The 17408-nt window shown below is 74.4% G+C and carries 14 protein-coding genes; 7 read left to right on the top strand and 7 right to left on the bottom strand.

What is annotated here, in order from left to right; translation table 11 throughout:
- Window positions 1-1617 (bottom strand): GAF domain-containing protein (locus tag ACGFX4_RS09045; RefSeq protein WP_393071322.1); only part of this gene is annotated, 1617 nt, incomplete at its 3' end.
- A 235-nt stretch (window positions 1618-1852) separates the two neighbouring features.
- Here ACGFX4_RS09045 and ACGFX4_RS09040 point away from each other — a divergent pair.
- From ACGFX4_RS09040 to ACGFX4_RS09020, 5 genes are read left to right on the top strand one after another with little or no spacing between them, the layout of a single operon-like run.
- Window positions 1853-2989 carry a rhodanese-like domain-containing protein gene (locus ACGFX4_RS09040; RefSeq protein ID WP_393071321.1) on the top strand — a complete coding sequence of 379 codons (1137 nt, stop codon included), beginning with the start codon at window positions 1853-1855 and terminating at the stop codon, window positions 2987-2989.
- Window positions 2990-3043: 54 nt separating this feature from the next.
- Window positions 3044-3673 (top strand): DUF5819 family protein, encoded by a 630-nt coding sequence (locus ACGFX4_RS09035; protein WP_393071320.1) that lies wholly within the window; start codon window positions 3044-3046, stop codon window positions 3671-3673.
- On the top strand, window positions 3670-4707 hold the full coding sequence (locus ACGFX4_RS09030) for an HTTM domain-containing protein (RefSeq protein ID WP_393071319.1): 1038 nt from the start codon (window positions 3670-3672) through the stop codon (window positions 4705-4707). The genes ACGFX4_RS09035 and ACGFX4_RS09030 overlap by 4 nt, the downstream gene beginning before the upstream one ends.
- A 9-nt stretch (window positions 4708-4716) precedes the next feature.
- The gene (locus ACGFX4_RS09025; protein WP_393071318.1) at window positions 4717-6858 is read left to right on the top strand and encodes an FUSC family protein; all 2142 of its coding nucleotides are present in this window, start codon (window positions 4717-4719) and stop codon (window positions 6856-6858) included.
- On the top strand, window positions 6855-7517 hold the full coding sequence (locus ACGFX4_RS09020) for a TrmH family RNA methyltransferase (protein ID WP_393071317.1): 663 nt from the start codon (window positions 6855-6857) through the stop codon (window positions 7515-7517). Before ACGFX4_RS09025 ends, ACGFX4_RS09020 begins: the two co-directional genes overlap by 4 nt.
- 25 nt (window positions 7518-7542) lie before the next feature.
- Here the strand turns inward: ACGFX4_RS09020 and ACGFX4_RS09015 are convergent, their stop codons facing one another.
- The 5 genes from ACGFX4_RS09015 to ACGFX4_RS08995 form a co-directional block, all read right to left on the bottom strand.
- On the bottom strand, window positions 7543-8835 hold the full coding sequence (locus ACGFX4_RS09015; protein ID WP_393071316.1) for a peptidoglycan-binding protein: 1293 nt from the start codon (window positions 8833-8835) through the stop codon (window positions 7543-7545).
- Between the two features lie 81 nt (window positions 8836-8916).
- Window positions 8917-9828, bottom strand: a complete 912-nt coding sequence (locus ACGFX4_RS09010) for a pyridoxamine 5'-phosphate oxidase family protein (protein WP_393071315.1) — start codon at window positions 9826-9828, stop codon at window positions 8917-8919.
- Between the two features lie 28 nt (window positions 9829-9856).
- A complete protein-coding gene (locus ACGFX4_RS09005; RefSeq protein ID WP_393071314.1) occupies window positions 9857-10306 on the bottom strand; it encodes a VOC family protein in 450 nt (149 codons plus the stop codon).
- A 98-nt stretch (window positions 10307-10404) separates the two neighbouring features.
- The gene (locus ACGFX4_RS09000) at window positions 10405-11442 is read right to left on the bottom strand and encodes a hypothetical protein (protein ID WP_393071313.1); all 1038 of its coding nucleotides are present in this window, start codon (window positions 11440-11442) and stop codon (window positions 10405-10407) included.
- 240 nt (window positions 11443-11682) lie between these two features.
- Window positions 11683-13845 carry a protease pro-enzyme activation domain-containing protein gene (locus ACGFX4_RS08995; RefSeq protein WP_393071312.1) on the bottom strand — a complete coding sequence of 721 codons (2163 nt, stop codon included), beginning with the start codon at window positions 13843-13845 and terminating at the stop codon, window positions 11683-11685.
- Window positions 13846-14023: 178 nt separating this feature from the next.
- Between ACGFX4_RS08995 and ACGFX4_RS08990 the strand changes: the two genes are divergently transcribed.
- Complete coding sequence (locus ACGFX4_RS08990) at window positions 14024-14569, top strand: CGNR zinc finger domain-containing protein (protein WP_393071311.1); 546 nt, start codon at window positions 14024-14026, stop codon at window positions 14567-14569.
- A 3-nt stretch (window positions 14570-14572) separates the two neighbouring features.
- Here the strand turns inward: ACGFX4_RS08990 and ACGFX4_RS08985 are convergent, their stop codons facing one another.
- Window positions 14573-16054 carry an FAD-dependent monooxygenase gene (locus ACGFX4_RS08985; RefSeq protein WP_393071310.1) on the bottom strand — a complete coding sequence of 494 codons (1482 nt, stop codon included), beginning with the start codon at window positions 16052-16054 and terminating at the stop codon, window positions 14573-14575.
- A 91-nt stretch (window positions 16055-16145) separates the two neighbouring features.
- Here ACGFX4_RS08985 and ACGFX4_RS08980 point away from each other — a divergent pair, with 91 nt between their 5' ends.
- A complete protein-coding gene (locus tag ACGFX4_RS08980; RefSeq protein WP_393071309.1) occupies window positions 16146-17375 on the top strand; it encodes a glycosyltransferase in 1230 nt (409 codons plus the stop codon).
- Window positions 17376-17408: the final 33 nt, after the last annotated feature.

Below are 17408 nucleotides of genomic sequence, written 5' to 3'. Positions count from 1 at the left end.
GGCGTTGTCCAGCGACAGCGCGGCGCGGACCGCCAGCTCCTGCAGGGTGTCGGCGTCGCTCCGGGTGAACGGCGCCCGGTCGGGCAGCCGCAGCAGCTTGAGGATGCCGAGCATCTTGCCGCGCGCGGACAGTGGCAGCACCAGCATCGAGCGGCCGGCGACCACCGGGACCAGCTCCGGGCCGCCGATCGAGATGGCGTACTCCACCGCCACGTCCGGGCTGATCGTCGGGACCAGCACCGGCTTGTTCTCCTGCAGGGCCAGGCCCGGCGGGGTGGAGGCGGGCATGGTGAGCAGCGCGCCCTCGTCCAGGACGTGGTCCCACTGGCCGGAGGCGGGGTTGAAGGCCCGGGCGACCCGGCGCAGCTCGGTGCGGTCGTCCGGCGGGGCGTCGGGCAGCTCGGCGTCGGAGATCAGCCCGTCCAGCAGGTCGACGCAGGCGAAGTCGGCGACCCGGCGGACCAGGACCTCGCACAGCTCGTGCGCGGTGGTGTCCAGGTCGAGGGTGGTGCCGACCTGGCTGCCGACGGTGGACAGCAGGGCCAGCTCGTTGTCGTCCGGGACGCCGCGGACCACCTCGACGCCGTCGTTCGGCGCGGCGGGCTGCGGGGGGACCTCGGCGGTGCGGTGCGCGGTGCCGTTCGGGGACAGGTCGGGGACGGCGGGGGCGCGGCCGTTCGCGGCGGCGTCGATGGTGGGGCCTCCCGGGGTCGGACCGTGGGCGGTGGAGGTGCCGTCGGTGTCCCGGGGCTGCGCGCCGCGCTGGCCCGGGACCGTGGTGCCGAGGCCTCGGCCCTCGCCGGACGGCGGGGCCTCGGCGGTGGGGAGTATCCGGCCGGCGACGGGCCGCTGCGGCTCGGGCGGGCGGCGGGCCGCGCGCTGCTGCGGGGTGGGGTAGCGGCGGCCGATCCCGGCCGCCAGCCGGGCGGTGCCGGACGCGGACGGCTGGTAGGGCACCACCGGCAGCCTGGTCGTCGCGTCCACCCACAGGGCCGGCAGGCCGGCCTCGGCGAGCTGGGCGAGCAGCCGGGCGCGGCGCTCCTCGGAGCTCTTGGGCAGCAGCGGGGCGAGCGCCGCCGGGTCGGTCGGGCCGGGCGGGGCGAAGGCGGCGGCCACCCGGTGCGGCCGGCCGCCGCCCGGGGCGGCCGCGTACAGGCTGTCGCCGAGCGCGAGCCGGGGGCCGGCGGCGCGCAGCGGGCGGGCGTCGGCGGCCAGCGCGAGCAGCGACCGGCCGACCGGCTCGATCAGCGGGTACGCCCACCAGAGCACGTCCCGCAGCCGCTCCTCGCGGTCGTGGACGGCCATCGCGCCGGCCCACGGGGTGTCCAGCCGGGTCAGGTCGTCGAGGGTGTCCAGGGCGTCGCAGCGGCGGCCGGCGCCGGCGGGCCCGGCGGTCTCGCCGCGCGGCTCGACGGCGGGCAGCAGGCCGTGCGCCGAGCGGCCGAAGGCGACCTCGGCGCGGTGGCCGAACAGCTCCTCGGCGGTGCGGTTCCACTGGGCGATCCGGCCGTCCGGGTCGACCAGGACGGCGGCGACCCGGAGCAGGGCGACCACGCCCGCCGGGTGGCCACCCGGCATGTCTCCCCGGTTCGGTGTGGAGTTGGGCTGGTCCACCATGGATTCGGTCTGCCCCTTTTCGCCCCGGTCTGACCCCGGTCTGCTGTCGGCCGCTGCTCCTCGCCTGGTTTTCGTGCGTCTTCCAGCGAAGCACGGACGGGGGCGCATTCGACAGCGAATCGGGGAGATTCGTGAGTATCAGTTGCGTGTCACCCTCCGTGCGCCCTCGGACGCCCCGGGTTCACCCGGACGGAGGCGGGTGTCGCCTTGCGGGGCCGCGGGTAGGGTGGCGCGGGTGAGTGCACAGAGCCCCGCGGTCCGCTTCGACCCGGAGCGGCAGCAGCTGGAGGAGCAGGTCGCCGCCGCCGAGCTGGCCTGGCTGACCCTGGACGTCGACGTTGCCACCCTGCGGGTGGAGATCGACAACTTCGCGCTGCTCCACCACCAGCTGCTCGGCCCGCTCTACGCGCGCCTGGACGAGCTGGACGCCCTGGTCGCCGAGGCGCGGGCGGCGCTCAGCGGCGACCCGGAGGACCTGCGGCTGGCCGCCGAGGCCCGGGCCCGGGTCGAGCCGCCGATCGAGCCGGAGCTGCGCGAGGCCGAACCGGACGCCCGCCGGGTCCGCCCGGACCGCGACGCCCAGCGGGTCTACCGCGAGCTGGCCCGCCGCGCCCACCCCGACCTGACCACCGACGAGGACGAGCGGGAGCGCCGCTCGGCGTTCATCGCCCGCGCCAACGAGGCGTACGCGGTGGGCGACACCGCCGCCCTGGAGCAGCTCGCCCAGGAGTGGTCCACCTCCCCCGACTCCGCGCCCGCCGAGGACGCCGCCGAGCGCCCGGACTGGCTGCGCCGCCGCCTGGAGTGGCTGACCGGCCGGATCGGCGCGCTCGCCACCGAGCAGGTCCGCCTGGAGATGACCCCGATGGGGGAGCTGCTGCTGCTCGACCGGCAGCGTCCCGAGCTGCTGCTGGAGGAGCTCGCCGAGCGGCTGCTGGCCACCGCCGCCGACCGGCAGGCCGTGCTGGTCGGGCTGCTGCCCGACGGTCCGGCCCCGGCGAGCCACAATGGGGGGACAGACCCCAAGGACCAGGAGAGTCACCAGGTGTTCGCTCAGCTGCCCACCATCGCCGCCGCCTCGGTGCCCGCCGACGCCCCCCTGCTGGACGTCCGCGAGCAGGACGAGTGGGACGCCGGGCACGTCGACGGCGCGCTGCACATCCCGATCGGCGAGCTGATCGCCCGGATCGAGGAGCTGCCGGAGCAGAAGCTGTACGTGATGTGCCGGGTCGGCGGGCGCTCCGCGCAGGTGGTGCAGTACCTCGTCGCGCAGGGCCGCGAGGCGGTCAACATCGACGGCGGCATGTACGCGTGGGAGGCCGCCGGCCGCCCGATGGTCAGCGCCTCCGGCGGGACCGCGTTCGTCCTCTGATCATCCGCTCCCCACCCTGTCGCACCCGGGGGCGGGTGCGGCAGGATGGCCGCCGTGCGTGTCTGGTCGGTGCCCGCTCGGGCCGTGCTCTCGGTCGCGGCCCTCGCCCTGGCCGCCGGCACGCTGGCGTTCCTGGCCGCACTGTTCCTGCACGTAGCACCGGCCAACTCGGTCTCGCGGGCGTACGCGGCCGAGGTCGACGCGGTGGTCTACCCCGAGTTCGAGCAGAACTGGAAGCTGTTCGCCCCCGACCCGCTGCAGCAGAACATCACGCTGGACGCCCGGGTGCAGACCATCGCCGAGGACGGCCGGATCTCCACCCGCGACTGGTTCGGGCTGACCTCGCGCGACTTCGCCGCGATCCGGCACAACCCGGCGCCCAGCCACGTCGACCAGAACCTGCTGCGCCGGGCCTTCGACTTCTACCGGTCGACCCACTCCGAGCAGGACGGCGCGCCCGCCGGCCCGCAGGGCAGGCTCGCCGAGCAGTACCTGAAGCGGATCGCCCTGCAACGCACCGGACCCTCCTTCGACGGCGAGCGGATCCTGCAGATCCAGTTCCGGGTCTCCACCGCCACCGTCGCCCCGCCGCTGTGGAGCGAGGAGCAGGTCGACACCGCCGCGCACACCCGTGACCTGCCCTGGTGGCCGGTGGACGAGGCGGACCTGCGGGGGCTGCGGTGAGACTCGACGCGCTGCTCGCCGCCCTCACCCGCTCGTACGGCCGCCACCAGCTGGCCGCGGTGCGGATCGGCACCGCCCTCGCCTGGGGCGGCTACCTGCTCCGCGAGTGGCCGAACCGGCGGGTGCTGTACGGCGACCGCTCGCCCTGGTCGGCGGAGCTCTCCCACCGGCTGCTGGCCGACAGCCACGCGTTCACCGCGCTGGCCTGGTCCGACGGGCGGCTGTGGTTCGAGGCGGTCTACCACCTGGCGATCGTGGCGGCGGCGCTGCTGCTGGTCGGCTGGCGGACCCGGGCGACGAGCGTGCTGTTCGCGGTGACCGTGCTGTCGCTGCAGAACCGCAACGTGCTGGTCGGCGACGGCGGCGACAACGTGGTGCACCTGCTGGCGATCTACCTGGTGCTCACCCGCTGCGGGCTGGTCTGGTCGCTGGACGCCCGACGCGCCCGCAGACGCCCCGCGCCGGAGCCGGAGCCGGAGCAGGAGCCGGGGGTCGAGCCGCGGCCGGAGCCGGAGTGGCGGGCCGTCCGGGACGGCCTGGTCTCGATGCTGCACAACTGCGGGCTGCTGGTGATCGCCGCACAGGTGGTGCTGATCTACGCCACCGCCGGCTGGTACAAGGTGCAGGGCGCCCGCTGGCAGGACGGCACCGCCGTGCACTACCCGCTGCACCTGGGCTACTTCTCGCCCTGGCCGGCGCTGTCCGGGCTGGTCTCGGCGAGCCTGCTGCTCACCTTCGCGCTGTCGTACGGCACGGTGGCCGCCCAGGTCGCCTTCCCCTTCACGCTGGCGAACCGACGGCTGAAGAACGCGCTGCTGCTGCTGATGCTCGGCGAGCACGCCGCGATCGCGGTCGTCCTCGGGCTGCCGTTCTTCTCGCTGGCGATGGCCGCGGCGGACGCGGTGTTCCTGCCGACCGCCTGGCTGCTGGGGATCGGGGCCGCGCTCGGGCGGCTGCCGGTGCGGCTGCCGGGGCGCCGACCGGGGCGGGAGGTCGGGCTCCGGGTGCCCGACCCGGAGCCGATCAACAGCTAAGCTCCCGTTATGTCCTGGTTTGCAGCGCTTCGTGACACCGCGAAGGCCGGGCTGACCCTGGACCGCTCGCTCACCAACCCGATGCGCGCCCTGCGCGGCGCCGTCGCCGCCGGACTGGTCGTGCTGCCGACCCTCGCGATCCTCGGCCCCTCGCAGGCCACCTCCGCCGCGATGGGCGCCTTCATCGCCGGCACCGCGACCTTCCAGCGCAGCTTCCGCCCGCGCGCCTCGCTCGCGGGCGCCGCCGGCATCGGCCTCGGCATGTCCACCTTCCTCGGCTACCTGGCGGTCGGCGTCCCCGCCGCCTTCGTCGCCCTGCTCGCCGTCTGGGCGTTCGGCGCGGGCATGGCCTGGGCGGTCGGACCCACCGCCGGGGTCGTCGCCGCCACCACGCTCGCCGTGATGCTGGTCGTCGTCGAGCTGCCGGTCTCGGTCCCCGGGGCGCTCGGCCACGGGCTGCTCTGCGCGCTCGGCGGCGCCGTCCAGGCCCTGGTCGTCCTCGCCTGGCCGATCGACAGCTGGCGGGCCCAGCGCGACGCCCTCGCCGACACCTACGCCGCGCTCGCCGACTACGCCCGCCGGCTGCGCCAGGACCCGACCGCGCACGTCGACCCGGAGCCCTTCGTGGTCGCCCGGCAGGCCGCCGCACTGACGCCTTGGCAGGAACGGCGCCGCCCGCCCGAACTGAGGGGCCTGCGCACCATCGCCGAACGGATCCGCCCCACCCTGGCCGCCCTCGCCGACCCCAAGGTCGGCGCCCCCGCCGAGGGCCCCGACCGCGACCGGGCCCGGCACATCCTGGCCGGCGCCGCCCAGGTGCTGGACGGACTCGCCCGCGCCATCCGCAGCGGCGACCCCTTCACCATGCCCAAGGACAGCGCGAGCCTCGCCCTGGCCCGCCCCGCCGCCGACGGACCCGGCCTGCGCGGCGCCGCCCGCCGATCCGCCCGCCGGCTGATCGGCCTGCTCGGCAAGGCCGCCGACCGGCTCGACCGGGAGGACCGCTCCGCCGTCACCCCCGCCGCCCCGGTCCGCACCGGCCTGCGCCGCCCGCCGCTGTTCCGGGTGGTGCCCAGCGCGCTGCGCACCGTCCGCCGCCAGCTCCAGCCCCGCTCGGCGGTCTTCCAGCACGCCCTGCGGCTGTCCGGGGTGGCCGTCTTCGCCTACCTCGCCGCCCGGATCTCCGGCATCCACCACGGGTACTGGGCGCCGATGACCGCCGCGATGGTGATGCGCCCCGACTTCGCCCAGACCTACAGCCGGGGCGTCGCCCGGCTGGCCGGCACCACCGCCGGCGTCCTGATCGCCACCGGCGTGGTGCAGCTCTTCCACCCCGGCCCCTGGGTGCTCGCCGTCCTCGCCGTGCTCTGCATGGGCGGCGCCTACCTGACCCTGCGCACCGGCTACGCGCTGATGACGGTCTGCGTCTCCTCGTACGTGGTGTTCCTGCTCGGCCTGCAGCCCGGCGACCCGGTGCAGACCGCGCTGGAGCGGGTCGTCATGACACTGCTCGGCGGCGCCCTCGCGCTCGGCGCGTACGCGCTCTTCCCCACCTGGCAGACCTCCCGGCTGCCCGAGCGGCTCGCCGAGTGGCTGGCCGCCGCCGGACGGTACTCCGCCGCGGTGCTCGCCGCCTTCGGCGACCCCGCCGGGCCGAGCCCGGACCTGGTGCGGGCCGCGCTGCTGGACTCCCGGGAGGCTCGCGGCGAGATGCTGGCCGCCCTCGACCGGGCCGAGGTCGAACCGGTCCACCGCACCGGCACCGAGCTGACCCGCAAGCAGATCGAACGGGCCCGGACCGCGGTCGGCCTGCTCGGCCGCTCCACCGTCCTGATGGAGGCCCACCTGCCCGGCCCGGACAGCGAGCCGGTGCCGGGCGCGGCGGGCTTCGCCGACGACGTCCGGGACGCCACCGCGGTCGCCGCCGCCGCCGTGCTGCTCGGCCAGGGCGTCGACTTCACCCAGCTGCGCGCCGAGCACGCCCGCTGGGACGCCGAGCTCGCCGCCGGGCCCGCCGACGACCGGATCGAGGTGGCCCGGGCCGGCGCCAAACTGGTGATGCACGCGCTGGCCGAGCTGGAGAAGGCCGTCCGCCCGCGGGCCACCGCCGCCCCGGCCGACCCGGCCGGGGCCGTACCCTCGAGGGCGTGAACCAGACGGGTGAGCCCCACCAGGGGGAGCAGTACGACGACGGCTTCGCCGCCGAGGACCGCGAGATCGGGGTCGGCCCGCATCCCGAGCCGTGGCCCACCGGGCCCCGGTGGGACCCGGAGCTGCTGGCCGGCGGCGACCGGCGCAACGTCGTCGACGAATACCGCTACTGGACCCGCGAGGCGATCGTCGCCGACCTCGACACCCGCCGGCACGGCTTCCACGTCGCGGTCGAGAACTGGCAGCACGACTTCAACATCGGCTCGGTGGTGCGCACCGCCAACGCCTTCCTCACCGAGCAGGTGCACATCGTCGGCCGGCGCCGCTGGAACCGGCGCGGGGCCATGGTCACCGACCGGTACCAGCACGTGCGCCACCACGACTCGGTCGCCACGCTGGCCGCCTTCGCCGCCGAGCGGGACCTGCCGATCATCGGGATCGACAACCTGCCGGGCGCGGTGCCGATCGAGACCTTCGAGCTGCCGGAGCGCTGCGTGCTGCTCTTCGGGCAGGAGGGGCCGGGCCTGACCGAGGAGGCGTGGGCGCACTCCGCAGCGGTCTGCTCGATCGCCCAGTTCGGCTCCACCCGGTCCATCAACGCCGGGGCGGCGGCCGCCATCGCCATGCACGCCTGGATCAGGGCGCACGCGAAGGTCTGACCGCCGCCGCTCCGGCCGTCGCGGCTCAGCCGAACAGCAGCTTCCAGGTGTCGGGGCCCGGGTAGCCGTCCGCCTCGGCGCCGCTCCAGCCCTGCGCCCGCTGGAAGGCCTCGACGTTGCGCCGGTCCGCCTCGCCCCAGTCCCGGCTCGGCCCTTCGGTGTAGTAGCGGCCGTAGCCCTTCTTCACCAGCTGCTCGCCGAGGAGCCGGACGAAGTCGTTGACCTGGCCGGGCCCGAAACTGCCGGCACCGGGGAAGCCGGGCGGTGCGGCCGGTGCGGGCGGCGCGGGCGGGGTGGTGGTCGACGGGGCCGGCGCGGAGGTGCGGGCGGCGGCGGGCGGGATGTCCTTGCCCCGGTGGTTCACCAGGTAGTCCCAGGTGTCCTTGCCCGGGATGCCGTCCGCCTCGGCGCCGCGCCACCCCTGGGCCAGCTGGAACGCCTCGGTGGCCCGGCGGTCCGCCTCGCCCCAGTCCGGGCTCGGCCCCTCCTTGTAGAACCGGCCGCCGCCGCGCTGCACCAGCATCTGGCCCAGCCGGGTGACGTACGGGTTGACCTTGCCGGGCCCGAACTTGTCGGCGCCGGGGTAGGCGTCCGGCACCGGCATCGGCTGCGACAGCCCCCGGTAGCGGTAGGGCAGGTAGCTGCCGGCGTTGCTCCAGTACGCGTACGGGGTGGAGCGCTTGGTGGTGCCGGGGCGGGTCTGCTCCAGCGCGATGTACCGGGTGCGCGAGGAGTCCGTCCAGCCGCCGAACAGCACCACGTGCGAACCCGACTCCGGGTTGGCCGGGTTGTTGTAGATCAGCGCGTCGCCGGGCTGCAGGTCGTCCTTGGATATCCGGTCGGCGAAGTTCGGCAGGGTCCAGGTGGTCTGGCTGGAGCCCAGGTTCCACGCCATCGAGACGAAGCCCGAGCAGTCCTGGCGGTAGCCGTCCGACCAGTAGCGGCTCATCGAGTACGGCACCTGCTGGTCGACCCAGCGCTGCGCCCGCTGCATGATCTCGGCGCGCGTGGTGGCCGGCTGGGCGGCCCGCAGCCGCGGGGCGGTGGTGGATTCGCCGTGCAGGCCGCTCACCCCGCCCTGGGGCGTGTCGGGTATCGCGGTGCCGGAATTCGGCTGCGGGGCGGGGGCGGCGGTGGCGCCGCCGGCACCGCCGAGCACGCTGCCGACCGCGGCCACCAGGACGGCGGCGCGGCGGGCGCCGCGTGCCGAGCGGTGGCCGCCGTCCTCGATCCGCGCGGCGTGCAGCCGGGCGCGGCGGCGCGACGCGCAGCCGCCGCAGACGCAGTCCGCGTCCGGCTCGACGTCCGTGAACTCCATCAGCACGGGGGTCCTGCCTTTCCTTCGGGGGAATGGCACAACCGTGTACGGCGGAGTGACGCCGTACCACCCGATAGGGCGTCAAACAGGGCGAATCGGGTGATGGGGTCGGGCGACCGGTGGATTGACCGGCGAGAACTCGGGGGCCGACCAGGTGAGGGCGGCGACGGGGGCCAGTTCCACCACCCGGTCGACGGCGTAGTCGACGGCCGGGGCCTTTGGGTCGCTCCAGTCGACGCCGGCGCGGCCGGTCAGCAGGAGGGACCCGCCGGTCTCCCAGTCGGGGAGGAGGAGACCGGCGGACGGGTCGAGCTCCAGGTTGCCGAGCGTGTTGTACATCGCGTTGCCGGCGTACTCGGGCCAGCGCAGCCGGTCGGGGCCGAGGACCTGGACGAAGCCGGGGTTCCCGCCGCGGTGCGAGGCGTCGACGCGGCCGTCCGGGCCGGCGGAGGCGACGAAGAAGGTGTCGGCGGTGGAGACGGCGAGCTGCTGGCCGGTGGAGAGCCGGTCGCCGGCGGTGGCGCGGGCGCCGCCCGGGGGTGCGGGGGAGGACGCGGGGGTGCGGCGCTGGATGTACTTGGGGCAGTTGGCGTACACCTGGGCCGCGGCGACGGTGAAGCCGTCGGCGGTGGGGGTGGCGCGGCCGTTGAGGCGCATCCGGCGGCGGTTCGCCGGGTCGAGGGCGATGGTGCCGACCTCGACGGGGGCGGCCAGCGCCTCGGCGAGCGGGTCCCCGGGCGCCGGGCGGGCGGCGACGGCCAGCGTGGACGCGTCGGCGGCCCGCAGGAAGCCCGGCTCGCCGGTCAGCGCGGTCGCCCAGAGCCGGCCCTCGCGGTCGGCGGCGCCCACCACCAGCATCCTGCGCTCGGTCAGGAAGCGGGCGGCGACGGCGGGGATGGTGGAGCCGATCGAGCGGCCCACGTGGTCCGCCCGGTCGGCGACCCCGGCGCGGGCCTGGGCGGCGCGCTCGCCGGGGTGGAAGGTGCTGGGCATGCGGGCCTCCGGGGGTGGGGGAGACGGCCTAGAAGAAGCCGCAGGTGGGGGCCGCCCCGCCGGGGGCCTCGGCCTGCTCCAGGCCCTTGGGGGTGAAGATCTCCAGGCGGATGCCGTCGGGGTCGAAGAAGAAGATCCCGCCGGAGCTCGCGCCCTCGGCGTGGGGGACGAGGCCGTCGTGGGCGAAGACGGCGCCGAGCTCCTTGAGGACGGCCTCGGCGGCCCGGACGTCCTCCACCGAGTCGGCCCGGAAGGAGAGGTGGTGCAGGCCGGGGCGGCCGGTGGCGTGGGCGCCGGCCGACTGCTGCCAGAGGGTGAGGACGGGGGCGCCGTCGCGGCCGAGGAAGGCGAAGGGGCGCTCGGCGTCGTGGCTCTCGGCGACCACGTCGAGGCCGAGGACCTGGCGGTAGAAGGCGGTCGAGCGGGCCAGGTCGGTGACGTTCAGGCCGATGTGGCCGGTCTGCAGGGTGCTGGGCATGTCGGTTCCCCTCGATCGTCTAACCGTTACTGATGACAGTACGGGTTAGTCGATCGAGGGGTCAACCGCTGTGGAGTTCTGAAGGGGTTAGAAAGTGGTCACTCCCACTGCCAGCGGATGCCGACCTGGCCCGGCTGCTGGTCGGTGACCAGGACGTGGGCGCTGGCGGAGGCGCCGATCCAGAGCTGCTGGCGGCTGCGGTCGGTCTCCTCCGCGGGGGACCGGTCGAAGCGCTCGCACTGCACCGGCACCGCCGACGGGTCGAAGTGCACCTGGAGCACGTACTCGCGGACCGGCACGGCGAAGAACCGGCCGTAGTCGGTGGTCTCGCCGCTGTCGGGGATCTGCACCTCGTACTCGAAGACGGTGGAGTCGCCGAGGGCCAGCGGCCGGTCCAGCAGGAGTTCGGCGACCAGCAGGCCGCTCTCCGGGCGCCGACGGACCCGGCCGAGGCGGGCGTGCCGGACGGAGGTGATCTCGGGACAGACGGTGACGCCCTCGTCCGCCTTGTGGACGACGACGTGGCGGGTGACCTCCGCCACGGTGGCGCGCACGACCTGGCGCATCCGGAGCAGGTGGCCGCGGCGGCCGGCGTCGACGAAGTACGAGTCGTGGATCGACAGCCGCTCCAGCTCACCGCTGGCGGGGGCGTCGAGCTCGGCGAAGACCTCGGCGATCTCCTGCTCGCCCGGCCAGACCTGCTCGACCCGCAGGCCGTCCGGCGTGCCGGTCTGGGCGACCCAGCGGCCGCGCGGGCGCGGCGGGCCGAGCAGCGCGGTGAGCGTGGTGTGGCGCAGGCCGAGCAGCTCCTCCAGGAGGTGGACGGCGCGCAGCGAGGTGGCGCGCTCGGGCTGGCTGCGGCCGCGGCGCCAGTAACTGAGCGTGGTGATGGAGACCCTGACACCCTGTTTCGCCAGGGCGGAACGGATCCGGTCCAGGCTGAGTCCGCTCGCCTCGATGGCGGCGTTCAGCACCTCGGCGAAGCCCGCGCCGGTGACGGGGCCGGGAGCCGGCCCGGCCGCGACGGGCGCCGGGACGGCGCCGACCGCCGCGGCGGCCGGGGCCTCGTCGGGGCCGGAGTCGCGTTGGCCGACCAGTCTGAGCCGGCCGACGTGCTGTGGTTGCTGTGAGCCCATGCGACACCTTCCCCACGAGGCGAGATCGGGGCGGGTTCGCCCCCGGCGCCACTTTGCGCCGGAGGGAGTGCCACCGAGCTGTGGGAACCCTAATCAGGGTCGAGAGGCTACGTCATCAACCCGGACATATGACAGTGGTCACGACAAAGAAATCGCAGATCAGCCCAGGTTGAAACATTCTCGCAACAAAGAGGGCCGGTGCGGCCACCGCGGGCCGCACCGGCGTCACCTGAGTCCACGTCAGGAAACGTTGACCGCCGCGTCGTCGATCACGAAGCTGGTCTGCAGCGAGGAGTCCTCGGTGCCGGTGAACTTCAGGGTCACGCTCTGTCCGGCGAAGGCCGACAGGTCGAAGGACTTCTGGACCCAGCCGGTGGCCGCGTTGGCGTTGGAGACGGTGGCCAGGGTGGTGGTGCCGGCCTGGACGGTCAGCTTGTCGTACGCGGTCGAGCCGGTCTCGGCGGTGTCCACGTGCAGCCAGAAGCTGAAGGTGGCCCGGCAGCCCGCCGGGATCGGGACGGTCTGCGACACGGTGTCGGTGTGGGCGGAGCCGTAGCCGTCCATCCAGGCCTTCCAGGAGCCCGTGTGGGCGGCCTCGGAGGCGCTGTTGTCGACCACGCCGCTGGAGGCGGTCCACGGGGCGGCGGTGCCGGTCTCGAAGCCGCCGTTGCCGATCAGCTGGGCGGCGGTGCAGGTGCCGGTGGGCGGCGGGGTGGTGCCGCCGAGCAGGGCGGTGGTCAGCGCGTCGGCGACCGGGGTGCCCCAGCCGGTGACCTGGTCGTAGCCGGCCTTGGTGGAGAAGTCCTGGTTGGCGCCGGTGGTCACGTCGTGGAAGGCCGAGCCGTACGAGGTGGAGTTCGCCAGCGCGTAGAGCTTCGGGTTGGCCTCGCCGAGCACCGGCTGGGCGGCCGCCCTGGCCTTCTGGTTGAACAGCGCGGCGTAGCCGGACCAGAGCGGGGCCGCCGCCGAGGTGCCGCCGTAGACCTGCCAGCCGGCGCTGGTCGAGCCCTGGGTGTAGATCGCGAAGCCGCTCGCCGGGTCGGCGTTGGAGGAGACGTCCGGGACGGTGCGCATGGTGCCGCTCACCCCGGTGCCGGTCTGCCAGCCGGGCTTGGCGAACTGGGTGGAGACGCCGCCGCCCGCGGTGGACCAGGCGGACTCCGAGGAGTACGTGGTGCCGGAGACCTTGAGGTTGGTGCCGCCGACGCCGGTGTTGTACGGGCTGGAGGCCGGGAAGTCGACCGCCTTGACGGTGGAGCCGCTGGTGGAGCGGGTGCAGTCCCGGGAGCCGTCGTCACCGGAGGCGGAGAAGATGGATATGCCCTGGGCGGCGGCCTGCTTGAAGGAGTTGTTCACCGCGGTCATCGAGGAGGCGGTGGTGTCCGGCTCGCAGGAGCCCCAGGAGATCGAGATGACCGAGACCCGGTTGTCGGCGACGATCTTGGCGGCCATGTCGATCTCGCCCTGGTCGCTGTTGGGGGCCTCGTAGACCAGCTGGGTGGCCTTGGGCGCGACGCCGCGGACGATCTCGGAGTCCAGCTCCACCTCGCCCTGGCCCTCGCCGGGCTTGGAGTCGTAGTTCGCGCCGTCCACCGACACCGTGGAGACCGCCGGGCCCGAGAGGCCGAACTGGGTGTCGTAGGTGGAGAGGTTGGCGCTCTTGTAGCCGTCGAACTCCCAGAGCGCCACGGTGGTGCCGGTGCCGTCGGTGCCGACCTTGTTCAGGTTGTAGGCGCCGTTGTACTGCGCCGGGCCGAAGCCGCCGGGGGTGGCGGCGAGGGCGGCGGCAACGGGCTTGGCGAGGCGGGTGGTGCGCACGGTGTGGTCGTTCAGGCCTGAGACGCCCTCGACCACGCCCGCCAGCGCGGCCGGCACCGAGGCGGCGGCGTCGTTGGCGAAGAAGGTCCGGCCGCCCTGCTGCGGGTCGCTGTAGGTCGACTCGTGGGTGCCGAAGGCCTGCGCGACCTTCGCCGCGGAGCCGGTGGCGTTGATCACCTGGCGGTTGGTGCTGACCGAGGTGACCTTCAGGCCCTGGGAGGCCAGGAAGGCACCGACCCGGTCCACGTCGCCCTGGGTGGCGCCGAACCGGGCGCCGAACTGCTCGGGCGTCAGGTAGTGGCCGTACTCGGCGGTGCCGGGGGTGGCCACCGCCTGCAGGAAGCGGTCCAGCTCCGCGGTGTCGCGCAGCTTGAGGCTGACCGCGACACCGATCTGACGGTCGGTGGGCAGGTCGCCCTTCTTCTGCGAGCGGGCGACCGCGGGGGTGACGGTCTGCGGCAGGGCCACCCGGGCGGTGGCGTTGGGGGTCGGGACCGAGGCCTGGGCGCTGCCGGCGCCGAGGGTCACCGCGGTCAGCGGCAGGACGGCAAGCGCCGAGGCAAGGACGAGCGAGCGGGGTCGCACGGGGCTCCTCCGGAAGATGTGGGGCGTCCGGTTTCGAAAACGCTTGCCAGAATCTCCCAGAGAACTCTCAGGAATAGGCCCATGCCTGGGCAATTACTCAGCCAATAACAGTCAAGTGTGGAATGTGAATTCAAAACACTGAATATGGGCCGTAGGGAACAGAGTTACACTCGACCGCATGACCGACCCCCGCGACCCGCGCCCGCTGATCGGCGAGCCCCTGGCGCTCGATCTGCTGAACACGCGCTGGCGCGGCACCCCCGTCAACGACCTGCTCACCGACGTCGAGGGCTACCGGATCTGGCTGTCCTCCAACGGCCTGGCCGAGCGTTGCCCGGCCGACCGGGCCGGTCTGGAAGCGGTGCTGACCGCCCGGGAGGCCTTGGCGGAGCTGGTCGAGGCCGCCGAACAGCAGCGCCCGGCGCCGCTCGGCGGGCTGAATGCGGTGCTCGCCCACGGGCGCACGGTCCACCGGCTCACCGAGGCCGGGCCGCGCCGCGAGGTCGAGGTCGACCGGCCGCTGTGGCTGGCCGCCTGGCTCGCCGCCGACGACTACCTGAACCTGCTCGACCAGGGCGCCCACCGCATCAAGGCGTGCGCCCACCCGACCTGCATCCTGCATTTCTTCGACACCTCGCAGAACGGCCGCCGGCGCTGGTGCTCGATGGCCGTCTGCGGGAACCGGGCGAAAGCCGCCCGGCACTACCAGAAAATCACCGGATAGCGGTCAGTCCGCCGGCCGCCCCAGCCACTGGTTGAGCGCCGTGCGCAGCTCGCCGCGGGTCGGGTCCACCCCGGCCCACGCCGCGTACCCGTCCGGCCGGACCAGCAGCACGGTGTCGCGCAGCTTGCCGTGCGGGTCGGCCGGCGCGGCCGTCACCACCCGGTCCGCCCAGGAGTCCGCCACCGACAGCTCGTCGTTGCTGATCAGCACCGCCTTGCCGGCCCGCAGCGCCTCGTACAGCCGGGACGGGTCGCCCGGCGCGTCCACCGCCAGACGCAGGTCGGGCAGCCGGCGGCCGACCAGCGGATGCGAACCCTTCGGCGCCGGGTAGGAGATGCCGATCCCCGAGACCTGCTTGGCACCCAGCGCGGCGACCGGGCCGAGGTGCTCGGCGACCGTGGAGACCGCCGAACGCAGCGCCCGCGCCGGGGTGTTCTGCGCCAGCGCCACCCGCACCAGCGCGCCGGAGCTGCGCAGCACCGCCCTGCCGACCGGGTGACGCTCCGTCTGGTAGGTGTCCAGCAGGGCGTCGGGCGCCCAGCCCCGGACCGCCGCGGCCAGCTTCCAGCCCAGGTTGGCGGCGTCCTGCAGACCCGTGTTCATGCCCTGGCCGCCCGCCGGGGAGTGGCAGTGCGCGGCGTCGCCCGCCAGGAACACCCGGCCCGAACGGTACGTCGGCACCTGCCGCTCGTCGCTGTGGAAGCGCGAGGTCCACCGGGCGTCCCGCAGGCCGAAGTCCTCGCCGAACACGGTCCGGACGAGCTCCGTGAGCTCGGCCATGTCGACCGGCTCGCCGTCCGGGCGCTGCCGCTCCCGGTCCCAGGCGATCACCCGGTACCAGCCGTCGCCGAACGGCGCCATGAAGGCGAAGCCGGCCTCGGTCGCGCCGACCGTCACCGCCTCGTCCGGCTCCCGGTCGACGCGGACGTCCGCCAGCATCACCGAGTTGACCACCGACTCGCCCGGGAACGGGATGCCCAGCAGGTCCCGGACCGAGCTGTGCACCCCGTCGGCGCCGACCGCGTACCGGGCCCGGTGGACGACCGTCGAACCGCCCTCGCGGACCGTCAGCGACACCCCCTCGGCGTCCTGCCGCAGACCGGTCACCTCGGCACCCCGCACCAGCACCGCCCCGGCCTTCAACGCCCGCTCCTGGAGCAGCCGTTCGGTGTTGGACTGCGGAGTGATCAGGACGAACGGGAAACGCGTCGGCAGGTTGCCCAGCTCGATCCGCAGCCGGCCGAACAGCCGCAGCGACCCCAACGGCCGCCCGGTGGCGATCAGCTCGTCCGCCAGCCCGCGCGCGTCCAACTGCTCCAGGGTGCGGGCGTGCACCGCGAACGCCCGGGTCAGGTTGGACTCCGCCGCGCGCTTCTCCAGCACCGTCACCCGCAGCCCGGCCGTCGCCAGGTCGCCGGCCAGCAGCAGACCGGTCGGTCCGGCCCCCACGACCAGGACGTCGGCGGTGAGCTCCATCTCGGACATCGTCGTCTCCCGTTGCTCGGAGTGCGGGTTCTCAGCGCGCTCTCAGACTGCCATCATGGCTGCCCCATCCGGGGCTGTGAACCTCCTTCCCATGACACAGCCCGCAATGCGGGGCGCGACCGCGATCGCCCCCCTGACAACCGACGACACCGCGGTGCGTACGCGGCTGGTCGAGGTGGTCGTCCCGGTCTACAACGAGGAGCACACCGTCGAGCGCTGCGTGCGCCGGCTGCACGCGTACCTCGGCGAGACCTTCCCGTACGACTACCGGATCACCATCGCCGACAACGCCTCCGTGGACGGCACCTGGCAGGTCGCCACCGCGCTCGCCGAGGAGATCCCGCAGGTCGGCGCCGTCCACCTGGACCTCAAGGGCCGCGGCCGGGCGCTGCGCCAGGTCTGGGGCGACAGCGACGCGGACGTGGTCGCCTACATGGACGTCGACCTCTCCACCGGACTGGAGGCCTTCCTGCCGCTGGTCGCCCCGCTGCTCTCCGGCCACAGCGACCTGGCCATCGGCAGCCGGCTGCACCGCGGCTCGGCCGTGGTGCGCGGGCCCAAGCGCGAGTTCATCTCCCGCACCTACAACTTCCTGCTGCGGGCCACCATGGCCGCCAAGTTCTCCGACGCCCAGTGCGGCTTCAAGGCCGGACGCACCGACGTGGTCCGCCGACTGCTCGCCGAGGTCGAGGACAACGCCTGGTTCTTCGACACCGAGCTGCTCCTCCTCGCCGAACGCTCCGGCCTGCGCATCCACGAGGTGCCGGTCGACTGGGTCGACGACCCGGACAGCCGGGTCGACATCGTCCGCACCGCGCTCGACGACCTCAAGGGCATGGCCCGGGTCGCCCGCCGCTCGCTCGCCGGCACCGCCCGCATCGAGGTCCCCGAGAGGGTGGAGCAGGCCCAGCTGCCGCCCGGCCTCGGCTGGCAGCTCGCCAGCTTCGCGGTGATCGGGACGCTCTCCACCCTGGCGTACGTGCTGCTCTACCTGGGCCTGCGCCAGGTCGTGCCGGCGCTGCTCGCCAACGCCTTCGCGCTCGGCGTCACCGCGGTCTTCAACACCGCCGCCAACCGGCGCTTCACCTTCGGTGTCACCGGGCCGCGCGACGCGCTCAAGCACCAGGTGGAGGGCGGAATCGCCTTCGTCATCGGGCTGGTGCTCAGCAGCGGCGCGATCGCCCTGCTGCACGCCGTACGGCCCGACGCCGGGCACTCGGCGGAGCTGGCCGCGCTGATCGGCGCCAACGCGCTGGCCACCCTGGTGCGCTTCCTGCTGCTGCGGGTCTGGGTGTTCAACCCGCGGCGGGCCCGGAGGTAGCCCCGCCCCTCCTCCGCACGGACTCCGGTGGCC

It is taken from the genome of Kitasatospora sp. NPDC048365 (genome assembly GCF_043200835.1).
Lineage (GTDB): Bacteria > Actinomycetota > Actinomycetes > Streptomycetales > Streptomycetaceae > Kitasatospora > Kitasatospora terrestris.
Note: the sequence above shows the minus strand (reverse complement) of the source record. Positions and strands in the feature narration are given on the sequence as shown.

Excerpts from the sequence above, each read along its gene's own strand:
- ACGFX4_RS09025 (WP_393071318.1), top strand. The coding sequence starts at position 4,717 with ATGTCCTGGTTTGCAGCGCTTCGTGACACCGCGAAGGCCGGGCTGACC.
- ACGFX4_RS09015 (WP_393071316.1), bottom strand. The coding sequence starts at position 8,835 with ATGGAGTTCACGGACGTCGAGCCGGACGCGGACTGCGTCTGCGGCGGC.
- ACGFX4_RS09010 (WP_393071315.1), bottom strand. The coding sequence starts at position 9,828 with ATGCCCAGCACCTTCCACCCCGGCGAGCGCGCCGCCCAGGCCCGCGCC.
- ACGFX4_RS09005 (WP_393071314.1), bottom strand. The coding sequence starts at position 10,306 with ATGCCCAGCACCCTGCAGACCGGCCACATCGGCCTGAACGTCACCGAC.
- ACGFX4_RS09000 (WP_393071313.1), bottom strand. The coding sequence starts at position 11,442 with ATGGGCTCACAGCAACCACAGCACGTCGGCCGGCTCAGACTGGTCGGC.
- ACGFX4_RS08990 (WP_393071311.1), top strand. The coding sequence starts at position 14,024 with ATGACCGACCCCCGCGACCCGCGCCCGCTGATCGGCGAGCCCCTGGCG.
- ACGFX4_RS08985 (WP_393071310.1), bottom strand. The coding sequence starts at position 16,054 with ATGTCCGAGATGGAGCTCACCGCCGACGTCCTGGTCGTGGGGGCCGGA.
- ACGFX4_RS08980 (WP_393071309.1), top strand. The coding sequence starts at position 16,146 with ATGACACAGCCCGCAATGCGGGGCGCGACCGCGATCGCCCCCCTGACA.